11 protein-coding genes are annotated in these 13,109 nt (G+C 37.7%); all 11 read left to right on the plus strand.

Annotated elements, in window-relative coordinates:
• The first annotated feature begins 103 nt into the window (after positions 1-103).
• The 11 genes from BBG48_RS00405 to ptsP (BBG48_RS00455) all read left to right on the plus strand — a co-directional run bounded on the left by BBG48_RS00405 (position 104) and on the right by ptsP (BBG48_RS00455) (position 13,042).
• On the plus strand, positions 104-2,197 hold the full coding sequence (locus BBG48_RS00405) for a methyl-accepting chemotaxis protein (protein WP_068911553.1): 2,094 nt from the start codon (positions 104-106) through the stop codon (positions 2,195-2,197).
• Positions 2,198-2,366: 169 nt separating this feature from the next.
• Complete coding sequence (gene ulaG, locus BBG48_RS00410) at positions 2,367-3,431, plus strand: L-ascorbate 6-phosphate lactonase (protein ID WP_068911555.1); 1,065 nt, start codon at positions 2,367-2,369, stop codon at positions 3,429-3,431.
• 123 nt (positions 3,432-3,554) lie between these two features.
• Positions 3,555-4,010, plus strand: a complete 456-nt coding sequence (locus BBG48_RS00415; protein ID WP_068911557.1) for a PTS sugar transporter subunit IIA — start codon at positions 3,555-3,557, stop codon at positions 4,008-4,010.
• A 42-nt stretch (positions 4,011-4,052) separates the two neighbouring features.
• A complete protein-coding gene (locus tag BBG48_RS00420) occupies positions 4,053-5,543 on the plus strand; it encodes a PTS ascorbate transporter subunit IIC (protein WP_068911559.1) in 1,491 nt (496 codons plus the stop codon).
• A gap of 42 nt (positions 5,544-5,585) precedes the next feature.
• Positions 5,586-5,882: a PTS sugar transporter subunit IIB gene (locus tag BBG48_RS00425; protein ID WP_068911561.1), complete on the plus strand. Its 297-nt coding sequence runs from the start codon at positions 5,586-5,588 to the stop codon at positions 5,880-5,882.
• Between the two features lie 52 nt (positions 5,883-5,934).
• On the plus strand, positions 5,935-6,699 hold the full coding sequence (locus BBG48_RS00430) for a DeoR/GlpR family DNA-binding transcription regulator (protein ID WP_068911563.1): 765 nt from the start codon (positions 5,935-5,937) through the stop codon (positions 6,697-6,699).
• A 172-nt stretch (positions 6,700-6,871) separates the two neighbouring features.
• Positions 6,872-7,915, plus strand: a complete 1,044-nt coding sequence (locus BBG48_RS00435; RefSeq protein ID WP_068911565.1) for a hypothetical protein — start codon at positions 6,872-6,874, stop codon at positions 7,913-7,915.
• A gap of 4 nt (positions 7,916-7,919) precedes the next feature.
• Positions 7,920-8,759: an L-ribulose-5-phosphate 3-epimerase gene (locus BBG48_RS00440; protein ID WP_068911566.1), complete on the plus strand. Its 840-nt coding sequence runs from the start codon at positions 7,920-7,922 to the stop codon at positions 8,757-8,759.
• Positions 8,760-8,798: 39 nt separating this feature from the next.
• Positions 8,799-9,485: an L-ribulose-5-phosphate 4-epimerase gene (locus BBG48_RS00445; RefSeq protein ID WP_068911568.1), complete on the plus strand. Its 687-nt coding sequence runs from the start codon at positions 8,799-8,801 to the stop codon at positions 9,483-9,485.
• Between the two features lie 23 nt (positions 9,486-9,508).
• Positions 9,509-11,188 carry a phosphoenolpyruvate--protein phosphotransferase gene (gene ptsP / locus BBG48_RS00450; protein ID WP_068911570.1) on the plus strand — a complete coding sequence of 560 codons (1,680 nt, stop codon included), beginning with the start codon at positions 9,509-9,511 and terminating at the stop codon, positions 11,186-11,188.
• 180 nt (positions 11,189-11,368) lie between these two features.
• Complete coding sequence (ptsP, locus tag BBG48_RS00455) at positions 11,369-13,042, plus strand: phosphoenolpyruvate--protein phosphotransferase (protein ID WP_068911572.1); 1,674 nt, start codon at positions 11,369-11,371, stop codon at positions 13,040-13,042.
• Positions 13,043-13,109 lie beyond the last annotated feature (67 nt).

Genomic DNA, 13,109 nt, shown 5'->3' on the forward strand with positions numbered 1-13,109 from the left:
TCATATATAATACAGGAAAATGTTATATAATAGTCTCATAAATGAACGAAAGATTATTTTTGCTGAATTAAAGCGGATATTGCTATTACATGAGAGGCGGGCTATGAGATTTACAGGCGTGTCAAAAAACAGAAAATCTTTTAAAAGCTTGATGATGTTCGTCATGGTGCTTTGTGTAATCGTACCGATGTTTGTATCGGCAACCATTAACTACAGACTGTCATTACGGGCAAACATATATCAATACGATAAGATGACAACATCGGAAATATTAAAAGTGGATGGATTGATTCGTACATATTTTTCTTCTATTTTGAACACATCAAATTCCTATTCAAAAAATGAAATTCTGCAAAATTTAGATGATTCAATAACCACATATATTGATAAAACAGCCAACACATCTGACGGCAAGGTAAAGATGGATATAGACAAAGCAACCGGCCATGAAAAAGAGATTTGGAACTATTTCAAACAAATCGTTGACAACAATCCGGACATATTCTCACTAACCGTAGGAGTTGAGAAAAATGGCGGCATAATCATGTATCCGGAATCCGACAGAACTCCGGGATATGATTCAAGGCAAAGACAATGGTATAAAACCGGTAAGAATTCAGCTGTAGATACATCCATGACAGATGTATACATATCGTCTAACGGCAAAAAATCCATAGAGATGGTAAGCAGGATATACGACAAAGCGGGGACATTTACAGGAGTAATGACAGGTTCAGTGGTACTGGATACGATAACGGATATTATAGAGCATGAAAATATAGGAAATACAGGCAAAATAATAGTTGTAGATAAAAAAGGTATAATTGTCTCCGATCCTATTGACAAGAGTCGTGAATCCAAAAACATAGAAGCACTTGGCATAAAACAGTTAAACGACATAAACAACATTTCTTATGAAAACACCATAATTGTGGACGGCAAGATATTTCGACCTGTAAAATCATTATCGCAAGATCTTGGCTTTACGTATATAGGTGTTATGGATGAAAGCGAAGTATACGGAGAAGTTAACAGAAATACCGTTCCTGTAATAGTACTTACTGTCATCACAGTGATTTTTTCCGCAATTTTAGCCATGATTTTTTCGAAAAAGCTTACAAGTCCTATACTTGAAGTTTCACATGAGCTTGAGCTGATAGGAAACGGGGATTTTGTATACAGAGAGTTCAAAAATGACTCCAATGAGCAAACGTCAGAGATACATTCGATGATGAATTCCATATTGTCGATGAAGACAAAATTGTCGGACGTTATTAGAAATATATCCGAACACTCACAAAATACTGCAGCTACCGCACAGCAACTTACAGCAACCGCACAGTCGACATCTGATTCTGCAAATGAAGTTGAAACAGCGGTGAACAATATAGCTCAGGGAGCGACGAGTCAAGCTGAGGACACACAAAGTGCCGCAGAGTCCATAAATAAATCCGGTAATGAACTGAAAAAGATGCTGAGTATAATAAAAACACTGGAAAACTCAGTTAAATTGATTGATGATAAAAAGAATGAAGGAAATACAAGCATCAAAGAGCTTATAGAAGCTACGAACGAAAGTTCAAAATATGTACAACGTATAAGTGGAATAATAATGAAAACAAGCAACTCTGCCGAAGCGATATCAAAAGCCAGCGAAATGATTGAGTCGATATCCGACCGGACCAACCTGCTTGCACTCAATGCCGCAATAGAGGCTGCAAGAGCCGGTGAAGCCGGCAGGGGTTTTTCCGTAGTGGCTGAAGAGATAAGAAAACTTGCCGAACAATCTGCCGGATTTACAGAAGAGATAAGAAAAGTAATAGAAGATCTTAAGACAAAATCAGATGCGGCAGTGTCGGAAATAGATGTAGTAGGTGAAATAGTACAAAGACAAATCAAAAAATTAGAGGAGACATCAAGTAAGTTTGGAGAAATAGCAAAAGAGGTGGATAACAGCAAAAGCATAGTAAGAAAACTGGACGATTCATCAAAGAATATAGAAAACGAAAATGACAACGTGACAAAAGTTGTACAGAATCTGTCAGCTATAGCTCAAGAAAATGCCGCTACCACTCAGGAAGCGAGTGCAAGTGTGGACACACAGACGCAGTCCATTTCTGAGATATCCAAGGCCAGTGAGAATTTGGCTCAGATAGCAATGGACTTGCAGTCCGAGATATCGAAATTTGTACTGTAGACGCAAAAAACTTACAAAAAATAAAAGAAAATCAAGAAGATTCTCGCATTGAGATGCAATATGGATTTTTATGTAAAAGTTTTTAAACTATGTTATTTAAAATTTTTGCGGTGTGAAAATTTTTAAATAGTTATTGAAAACATTCAAATTTATCAAAGTTGGAGGAAAAATGCCGAACGTAAATGAAATAACAAGGGAACAATGGATTCTTGACTCTTTTCCAGAGTGGGGAACATGGCTCAATGAAGAAATTGAAGAAGAAATCGTAAAAGAAGGTACAGTAGCAATGTGGTGGCTCGGAAACGTGGGTCTTTGGGTAAAGACTCCGGGAGACGCCAACATAGCCATAGATTTTTGGTGCGGCAAGGGCAAGAGGACAAAAAAAGTAAAGGACATGAAAATAGGTCACCAAATGGCAAATATGTGCGGTGGCAGAAAGTTGCAACCGAACTTGAGAGCATCCGTGTTTGTAATGGATCCTTTCGCAGTAAAGAAAATCGATGCGGTTCTGGCAACACACTACCATCAGGATCACATAGATCCGAACTTTGCTGCGGCAGTGTTGCAAAATGTAAAAGAGGAGATTCCTTTTATAGGACCTCAAAAATGTGTTGACTTGTGGATACAATGGGGCGTACCTGCTGAAAGATGCAAAGTGGTAAAACCGGGAGATACTATAAAAATAAAAGACATGGAGATTGTCGCTACGGATTCCTTTGACAGAACCTGCTTAGTTACAACTGACGGATATCAGGATATAAGAGGCATTTGTCCTACCGATATGGATGAAAAAGCCGTAAACTATGTTATAAAAACTCCCGGAGGAAACATATATCATAGCGGTGACAGCCATTACTCCATATACTTTGCCAAGCACGGAAAAGACTTCGACATAGACGTGGCTTTCGGCTCATACGGAGAAAATCCTGTCGGCATACAAGACAAGATGACATCTGTGGATATTCTTAGAATGGCTGAGGCTCTAAAATGTAAGGTGGTTATACCTATACACTATGACGTTTGGACTAATTTTATGCCTGACTTGAACGAAATAAAAGTACTCTATGACATGAAAAAAGACAGACTTGAGTATAATTTTCATCCTTTCTTCTGGGAAGTCGGAGGGAAATACGTTTATCCTACAGATAAGGACAAGATATATTATCATCACGACAGAGGATTCCACGATTGCTTTGAAAATGAGCCAAACACTCCTTTCAGATCCATTCTTTAATGTAAATAGTACATCTTTGCTTAAATAATCATGTAGGATTGAACAGCTTTGCATTATTTAAGCAAAGAGTATTATAAAAAATATTGTAAGGCTGAAAAATTTACCTTAAGGAGGTGTAAAAAAATGTTAAAGGATTTTATCGAAAACAGACATTTCATATTTGCGGATTCCGTTGAAAACTGGGAAGAAGCTATCAAGCTGTCGTGCAAGCCGTTTATTGATGACGCTACTGCCGATGAGGCTTATGCTCAGGAACTTGTTGAGAGCGTAAAAAAATACGGACCGTATATAGTTTTGATGCCTGGTGTAGCATTGCCTCATTCTCAAGAGGGCAGTGGCAGTGTGCATAAGACATCTATTTCATTTATGAAGTTAAAAAATCCGGTTTCTTTTGACGAAAACGATGCTGATATGTATGCAGATTTGTTTTTTACGCTGGCATCATGTAATCACGACGAGCATTTGAAAAATATGGCAAAATTATCTGAAATGTTGTTGAATGAAGAACTCGTGGAAAAACTTCATAAAGTGAAAAATGAAGAAGATTTAAAAAAGCTATCCGATGAATTTAATATTTAAATATTTCGGATAACTGCCACAGATTAAAAGGAGGAGTTTATTATGGCAGCTTGGCAATTTTTTGTAAACAATATATTGACCAAACCTCAATATATGATAGGCTTGATAGTTCTGATAGGCTATTTGCTACTTAGAAAGCCTTGGTACGACACTCTTGGAGGTACAATAAAGGCGATAGTGGGTTATATGATTTTGTCGACAGGTTCCGGCGGTATGATAGCCACATTCAAGCCTATACTTTATGGTTTAAATGACAGATTCGGACTTAATGCGGCGGTAATCGATCCTTATTTCGGACAAAATGCCGTGCAGGCCGGTGTAGATGCCGGAGATGCCATTGTAGGCGGCAATGCGTTTTCTCAGGTAATGATACTTATGGCTATAGCTTTTGTCGCAAATATAATTTTGGTTAGATTTAACAGGATCACAAAGCTCAGAGCTGTGTTTACTACAGGTAACGTTCAGATACAGCAGGCGTCTACGGCTTTCTGGCTGATACTTTTCGCACTTCCTGTATTAAGAGACAAACCTACACACACTCTTGTAATAATGGCTATTGTGCTTGGCCTTTACTGGGCTGTAGGAAGTAACCTGCTTGTAGGATATGCTCAAAATCTGACTGACGGAGCGGGATTTTCAATAGCTCATCAGCAGATGTTCGGAGTGGCTTTGTTTACATATTTAGCTGAAAAAATGCACAAGGCTGATGAGAAAAAAGGCAAAAAAGGTGTATTCAGCAAAAAAATAGAGGATATAAGTCTTCCGGGTTGGATGTCCATATTTAACGACAACATGGTTTGTACAGGTATATTGATGCTGATATTCTTCGGTACAATATTGGCTCTTTTGGGCAAAGATTACTTTGTGTCTATTGAGCAGTTAAAACCTGAGGCAAGCTTTTTCTTTTATGTATTGACTTCCTGTCTGAGTTTTGCGGCAAATCTCGCTATATTGCAGCTTGGTGTAAGGACGTTTGTTGCTGAGCTTACCGTATCATTCCAAGGTATATCAAACGCATTCCTTCCTTCGGCAGTACCAGGTGTTGACTGTGCGGTTTCATACAGTTTCGGTTCTCCAAATGCCGTTACAATAGGTTTTTTGGCAGGAGCTACCGGACAAATTCTTGCAATTTTGACATTGATTTTAGTGGGAAGTCCTACTATAATAATAGCAGGATTTATACCTATGTTCTTTGACAATGCGACTATAGCTGTTTTTGCAAACAGCAAGGGCGGACTAAAGGCGGCTATACTGTTCCCATTCCTGGCGGGGCTTTGCCAGGTATTCGGCTCGGCATTTATAGCAACTCACGTAGGTCTTGTAAAATACGGCGGCTACTTGGGAATGTGGGACTGGTCGGTTCTTTGGTCAGGATTCACTCTTACTATGGAATTTTTAGGATTTGCAGGATTGGGCTTAGTGATAATATTCCTTGTTGTATTGCCTCAAATCCAGTATAGAAGAGATAAAGAACATTACTTCCTAATCACTGAAGATTATGAAGAGTACAAAAAACAAAAAGGCTTGATTTAACGTTTTGTAAAATTCGGGTTTTGTAATTTAAGGAGAGAAAAAATGGTAAGTATTTTAGCTTGTTGTGCAAACGGTTCAGGTACATCTTTGATGATGAAGATGACATTGGAAAAAGTTGTAAAATCATTAGATATTAAGCTTTCTAAGCAGCATCACTGCTCTTTGTCAGAGGGAAAAAACACTGCGGTCAACTACGACATAGTGCTTTGCCCGCTGAATTTTGTGGATATGTTTAAAGACGCCGAGGCAAAGGGAGTACACGTTGTAGGTTTAAAAAATGTGCTGTCCCAAAAAGAAATGGAAGAAAAACTTTTGGCTACAGGAGTCAATTTGAAATAATGGAATCAAAAAAGGCGGATGAGTATCTGCCTTTTTTGATAAGAGGTTAAGTATGAAAAGAAGCAGAAAACTTCTAAAAAAAAGAAGAAACCATATATTGGAAATTGTCGAAAAATTAGGTGATGTAAAGGTTTTGGATTTAGCTGAAAATTTAGGAGTGTCACCAATAACCATAAGAAGAGATCTGCTGTATTTGGAAGACAGAAAACTTTTGTCGAGATATTACGGCGGAGTGAAAGTAAGACAGGAAGAAAAATTAGACGAAGTAGATGAAATAGAAATCTGCAAGCAAAAAATAGCAAAATACGCAGCGAGTCTTGTAGAGGACGGAGATACTATTTTCATAAACACAAGCAGTACGGCTCTGGCTATGATAGAGTATATAACCGCAAAGGACGTAACAGTGCTGACAAATAACGGAAACGCTATAAATCATCAGAGGTCGTCATCTTTGACTATAATACTGACAGGCGGAGAGCTAAGACATATAAAAGGGACCATGGTCGGAGACCCTGCACTTGACAGTATAAACAGGACTACTGCAAAAAAATCATTCGTCGGTTGCAGCGGACTTTCGGTGGAAATAGGCATGACAACAGAGTTTTTCAATGAGGTGAAAATAAACGAGGCAATGCTCACAAGGGTGGTAGGAGAGGCGTATATTTTGGCGGATCATACTAAATTTTGTAAAAAGAGCAGTTTTACGAGTTGTCCTATCGAAAAAATAAAAAATATAATAACGGACGACCGCATAAGTGGCGAAATTATCAGACAGTACGAAGAAAAAGGAATAAAAATACATCAAGCTGAATCTTAACGCAACACTGATTTGAATTTGAACGCAAGCTCATAAAAATACGTCAGAGTTGTCTTATTTAGAGAAGCTATCGTGCTGAAAATAGGCGAGAAGTATATTAAATGGATGATTTAAGGCTGATGTTTTTATTAAAGAAGATTATTGTAAAATATAATACACAGGAGTTGATAAATTGAAAACAAATCTGATATCATCATACGAACTGGAAAAATGCTACAGCATAGCACCGATAAAAGTGCATGGCAAAAAAAATATTTTGGTTGCAGCTGAAAAAGTAAACAAGTGCATACTGTTTGATACCAAAGGCAAATATATACAGGACGTTTGGGACGGACCAGGCGGAACCATGTCTATGGTCGAGGTACCGGGCAAAGACGCCACATTTTTGGCAACACACAAATTTTACTCTCCAAATGACAGCAAGGAAGCGAAAATAGTTTTAGCCAAAAAATCGGGTGACAGCTGGGAAGTGAGAACAATCAAAGATTTGCCTTTTGTGCATAGATTTGACATCATAAAGAGCAACGGTGTATATTATATAATAGCCTGCACTATAAAATCGGATCATGAGTATAAAGAGGACTGGACTCACCCGGGCAAAATATATGTATGTGAATTGCCCGATAATTTAGACGATTACAATGAGGAAAATCAGCTTAAAATGGAGGTTATAAAAGACGGCTTAACAAGAAATCACGGCTACCTCAAAGCGGTACAAGGTGAGGACAACTACTGCCTTATAGGCTCGCAAGACGGGGTATTTAAAGTAATCCCTCCGGATACAAAAGGCGGGAATTGGAGTGTAGAAAAAATAATAGACGAGCCTACGAGTGATATGGCTCTTAGCGATTTTGACAATGACGGCGAAAAGGAGATCATAACCATAGCCCCTTTCCATGGAGAAAACATAAGAATATACAAGAAAAAATCAGGAAAATACGAAGAAGTTTACAGACCGGATTTTACTATGCCGTTTAGCCATTCCATATGGGGAGGCACAGTGTTTGGGGAAAACAAAGCCATAATAGGTCAAAGAGAAGGCAAAAGAGAAATAGTGGAGTTTTATTTTGAAAACGGAGAATACAAGACCAACGTGCTTGCAAAAGACACGGGTTCCGCAAATATATATCTCTACGAGGATGACGGTAAAAATTATATGGTATCCACAAACAGAGAGATAAATCAGATCGCTTTTTATGAGCTTATAAAGGAATGATATTATGAAAAATTACCAAATAGGTTTATACGAAAAATCAATGCCGAACGAAATGAGCCTTAGAGAAAAACTGGATACAGCCAAAAAAGCAGGCTTTGACTATTTGGAGATAAGTATAGACGAAACCGATGAAAAACTCGCAAGACTTGACAGCAGCATATCCGAGTTTAAAGAAATGTTAAACGACATCATACAGACCGACTTTCCGATTAGGTCTATGTGTCTTAGCGGACACAGAAAATATCCGCTTGGTACATCAGACAGCGAAAAAGAAAAAAGAAGTCTGGACATAATGCTGAAAGCTGTAAAACTGGCTTACGTATTGGGCATAAGGACTATACAGCTTGCAGGCTATGATGTATACTACGAAGAGTCATCGCAAGACACAAAAGACAGATTTTTGACCAATTTGCGAAAAGCGGTGGATATGGCGTCTGAATACGGAGTCATACTGGGCTTTGAAACAATGGAGACACCGTTTATGGATACTGTGCATAAGGCTATGTACTATGTAAATAAAATAGACAGTCCTTATCTTCAGGTGTATCCGGATTGCGGAAACCTCACAAATGCTTCTAAAATTTACAAGACAAGCGTTAAAGACGACATATTGTCAGGCAAGGGGCATATAGTGGCACTGCATCTTAAAGAAACATTGCCGGGCAAATATAGGGAAATTCCGTTTGGCACAGGTCATGTGGATTTTGACGAAATCATAAAGACATCTACCGACATAGGCGTCAGGAGATTTGTGACTGAGCTTTGGAAAACCGATGACAACTGGTATGACAGCATAGTTTTCGCAAGAAAGATGATGAGCGAAAAAATAGAAAAATATTTGTAAATTTATTTTTAATGAAAAAATTTTTAAAAGGAAAAAAACATGCTTGAAAATCTAAAAAAAGAAGTATTTGAGGCCAACAAACTCCTGCCTTATTACAACCTTGTAACTCTCACTTGGGGAAATGTAAGTGCGTTAGACAAAGAAAAAAAACTGATAGTAATAAAACCGAGTGGAGTAGACTATGATGAGATGAAGCCTGAGGATATGGTTGTGGTTGATTTTGACGGCAAAGTTGTAGAGGGCAGTCTAAAGCCGTCATCAGACACACCGACTCACATAGAGCTTTACAAAGCATTTAAAGATATAGGCGCGGTAGTACATACACACTCTGCGTGGGCTACATCATGGGCACAATCGGGGAGATCTATACCATGCTACGGTACGACTCATGCCGACTATATGTATGGAGCTGTACCTTGTGCAAGACCTTTGACAGATGATGAAATAAAAGAAAACTACGAAAAAAACACAGGTCTTGTTATAATAGAAACATTTAAAAACATGGATTACAATGCTGTGCCTGCTGTACTTTGCACAAATCACGGGCCGTTTGCCTGGGGAAAAACAGCTAAAAAAGCCGTGGAAAACTCAGTTGTACTTGAAGAAATAGCAAAGATGGCTTATAGAACAGAGCGTATAAACACAGATGTAAAAGAGGCGAAGCAGTCTATACTCGACAAACATTATTTCAGAAAACACGGCAAAAATGCATATTACGGTCAGTAGATTTGAAAAAACGGGAGTATACTATGGAAAAATTGAAAGTATCAAAAACAGCTTCAAAAGGCATAGCCATTGGCAAGATATACAAATATGAAAAGACTGTACTTACAGCTGATGATTATGATGTGCAAAACATTGATTCGGAAAAAGAAATATTTCAAAAAGCTGTAGGAGAAGTGTCTTCAGATTTGGAAAAATTGGCAAAGGACAGCGAAGTTTTTGAGGCTCACATACAGTTGGTACAAGATCCGATGCTGATTGACGCTGTAACAGAGAAAATAAGTGATTGTAAAAATGCTCAAATGGCTTTAAAAGACACGATAGACGAATTCGTAATGATATTTGAGAGCATGGACGATCCTTACATGAGAGGCAGGGCGGATGACGTAAAAGACATATACCAAAGGCTCCTTAGCAAAATGCAAAATGCAGTACTTAAAGACTTGTCTCAGATAAACACGCCTACAATAGTAATAGCTAAAGATTTGGCACCGTCAGACACGGCGACCATGAATTTTGAGCATATAACAGGTTTTGCCACAGAGTTTGGAGGAGTTACAAGCCACGTTTCCATAATGGCCAGGAATATGAATTTGCCTGTTTTGGTAGGAGTGCATGGACTGTTTGGCAAAGTAAAAGACGGAGATTTTGTAATTATAGATGCCGGAAACGGCGATTTAATTATAAATCCGGACGATGAAACCGTAAAAAAATATGAGCAGATCAAAAAAAATTTTGAGGAAAAAGAGCTAAGACTCAAAGAAGAGGCACATTTAGAGCCTGTAACACAAGACGGCAAGAGGGTTTTGGTGTATGCTAATGTTGGCAATGTTGAAGACGCACAAAAGGCGGTGAAAGCTCACATAGACGGCATAGGACTTTTCCGCTCGGAATTTTTGTACATGGAAAGTGATCATTTCCCGACACAAGACGAGCAGTTCGAGGCATATAAAAACGTAGTCCTTACCTGCAAAGGTGAAGTAATCATAAGAACGCTTGACATAGGAGGAGACAAAGGGCTTTCGTACTATGAATTTGACAAAGAAGAAAATCCTTTCTTAGGATTTAGAGCGATAAGGCTCTCACTATCTATGGAGGATATGTTTAAAACCCAGTTAAAAGCACTTTTAAGGGCGAGCAGTTACGGCACACTGTCTATAATGTATCCTATGATAATATCAATAGAGGAGCTTTTAAAAGCGAACGCTTTGCTTGAAGAGTGCAAAAAAGAGCTGGATAAAGAAGGTATACCTTACAGCAAAGACGTAAAAGTCGGCATGATGATGGAAACACCGGCAGGAGTAATAGAGGTGGATAACTTTGCCAAGTATGTGGACTTTTTCTCAATAGGCACAAACGACCTGACTCAGTATATACTGGCAGTGGATAGGGGAAATGAAAAAATATCTGATATGTACAATTCATTCCATCCTGCAGTGCTTCACAGCATACAAAAGATAATAGATGCAGGACACAAAGAAAACATAACTGTTGGAATGTGCGGAGAGTTCGCAAGTGATGAGAGAGCCTGCAAGATGCTGCTCGGCATGGGTTTGGATGAGTTTAGCGTGGCACACACACAGGTTTCGGCTATAAAGAGCATAATAAGACGCTCTAATTTTGAGCAGTGCAAAAAAGTATCCGAAAAAATCAGAACAGCTTACAGCCTTGCGGACGTGGAAAAAATACTCAAAGAATACAAATAATAATATAGTGATAAATTATGGCTCTATAATATTAAGTGGGGGATACGAAGAAAAATATAGCAAATAGGGGTAAAATAATGCTATCTATAGCTATTACTATGGATTTTAATTTGTTTTTATAAAATTAGCGTAATTTTATTTATTGATGTCAACTGTTTCTTATTTTATTGGAGTGGGAATTTGATTAAACTAACAGTTAATAAAACTTCATCAAAAGGTATTGCCATAGGTAAGGCATATAAATATGAAAAAAGAATGTTTATCCCTGATGCTTATAAATTAAGCTCAAAGGATGAAGAAAAAGCTAAATTTGACAGCTCTGTTGAAAAAGTTGCTCAAGATTTGTCTAAATTAGCTGAAAAAAATGATGTGTTTGAAGGACACTATCAATTAGCAATTGACCCTCAAATAAAAGAAACTGTATACTCTAAAATAGATACAGATGCTACCAACGCTGAGATATCATTAAAAAACACTATGGATGAATTTGAACAGGTGTTTTTATCCATGGACGATGACTATATGCGTCAAAGAGCAGACGATGTAAAAGATATTTATCAAAGGGTATTAGCTGCTATGCAAAATTCTTCTCTTGCAGATTTATCTAATCTTGACCAAGACTCAATCATAATCGCCAAAGACTTAGCTCCATCTGATACTGCTACTGTTGATTACAACAAGGTAATCGGATTTGCTACAGAGCTTGGCGGAGTTACTAGCCATGTATCCATAATGGCAAGGAATAAAAATCTTCCTGCCCTACTTGGTGTCGAAGATTTAATGGATAACGTTAAAAGTGGCGATACAATTATAATAGACGCAAAAGCGGGAGAAATTTTCATAAATCCTGACCAGCAAACGATAGATAAATACAAGGCTAAAAAAGAAAAACAACTGGAAATGCAGGCACAACTAGAAAAAGAAGCCCCTTTAGATGCTGTAACTAAAGATGGCAAAAGAGCATTAGTATATGCAAATGTAGGTAACGTTGATGATGTACAAAATGCAGTAAAATCATATATAGATGGTATTGGGTTATTTCGTAGCGAATTTTTATACATGGAAAGTAACGAATTTCCTAGTGAAGAAGTACAGTTTGAGGCATACAAGCAAGCCGTAGAGCTATGTAAGGGTGAAGTCATAATAAGAACGTTAGATATAGGCGGAGACAAGGAGCTTTCTTATTATGAATTTGAGCATGAAGACAATCCGTTCCTTGGCTTTAGAGCCATCAGACTAAGTTTATCCATGGAGGATATGTTTAAAACTCAATTAAGAGCAATGCTTAGAGCAAGTGCTTTTGGGAATTTATCTATAATGTATCCTATGATTGTATCAATGCAGGAGCTTGACCAAGCTAATAAATTATTGCAACAATGTAAACATGACTTAGATAACGATGGTATTGCTTACAACAAAGATATAAAAGTTGGTATGATGATAGAAACTCCATCAGCAGTGATTGAGGCAGACTCATTTGCTCAAAAAGTTGACTTCTTCTCAATCGGTACAAATGACCTCACACAATATTTACTAGCTGCTGACAGAGGAAACAAAAAGATTTCATATTTGTATGACAGCTTTAATCCGGCGGTTTTACATTCCATTCAGCACATAATTGACGTAGGGCACAAGCACAACATAATAGTTGGAATGTGCGGAGAATTTGCATCTGACGAAAGAGCCTGCAAACTACTTCTTGGCATGGGACTAGACGAATTTAGTGTTTCTCATACTCAGGTAAGTACAGTTAAACATATAATTAGAAATACAACTCTTGAGGAATGTCAAGAAATTGCAAAAAAAATCAGAAATGCCAATACTAAGGAAGAAATTGATAGTATCTTAGACTAAATAAGAAATTTATATTAATATAAAAATAAAATATATCTTAAGGAGTGACAATTTTTGAATAAACTAA

The organism is Criibacterium bergeronii (assembly GCF_001693775.2).
GTDB lineage: Bacteria > Bacillota > Clostridia > Peptostreptococcales > Filifactoraceae > Peptoanaerobacter > Peptoanaerobacter bergeronii.

Excerpts from the sequence above, each read along its gene's own strand:
- BBG48_RS00405 (WP_068911553.1), top strand. The coding sequence starts at position 104 with ATGAGATTTACAGGCGTGTCAAAAAACAGAAAATCTTTTAAAAGCTTG.
- ptsP (WP_068911570.1), top strand. The coding sequence starts at position 9,509 with ATGGAAAAATTGAAAGTATCAAAAACAGCTTCAAAAGGCATAGCCATT.
- BBG48_RS00415 (WP_068911557.1), top strand. The coding sequence starts at position 3,555 with ATGTTAAAGGATTTTATCGAAAACAGACATTTCATATTTGCGGATTCC.
- BBG48_RS00445 (WP_068911568.1), top strand. The coding sequence starts at position 8,799 with ATGCTTGAAAATCTAAAAAAAGAAGTATTTGAGGCCAACAAACTCCTG.
- BBG48_RS00425 (WP_068911561.1), top strand. The coding sequence starts at position 5,586 with ATGGTAAGTATTTTAGCTTGTTGTGCAAACGGTTCAGGTACATCTTTG.
- BBG48_RS00430 (WP_068911563.1), top strand. The coding sequence starts at position 5,935 with ATGAAAAGAAGCAGAAAACTTCTAAAAAAAAGAAGAAACCATATATTG.
- ulaG (WP_068911555.1), top strand. The coding sequence starts at position 2,367 with ATGCCGAACGTAAATGAAATAACAAGGGAACAATGGATTCTTGACTCT.
- BBG48_RS00420 (WP_068911559.1), top strand. The coding sequence starts at position 4,053 with ATGGCAGCTTGGCAATTTTTTGTAAACAATATATTGACCAAACCTCAA.
- BBG48_RS00440 (WP_068911566.1), top strand. The coding sequence starts at position 7,920 with ATGAAAAATTACCAAATAGGTTTATACGAAAAATCAATGCCGAACGAA.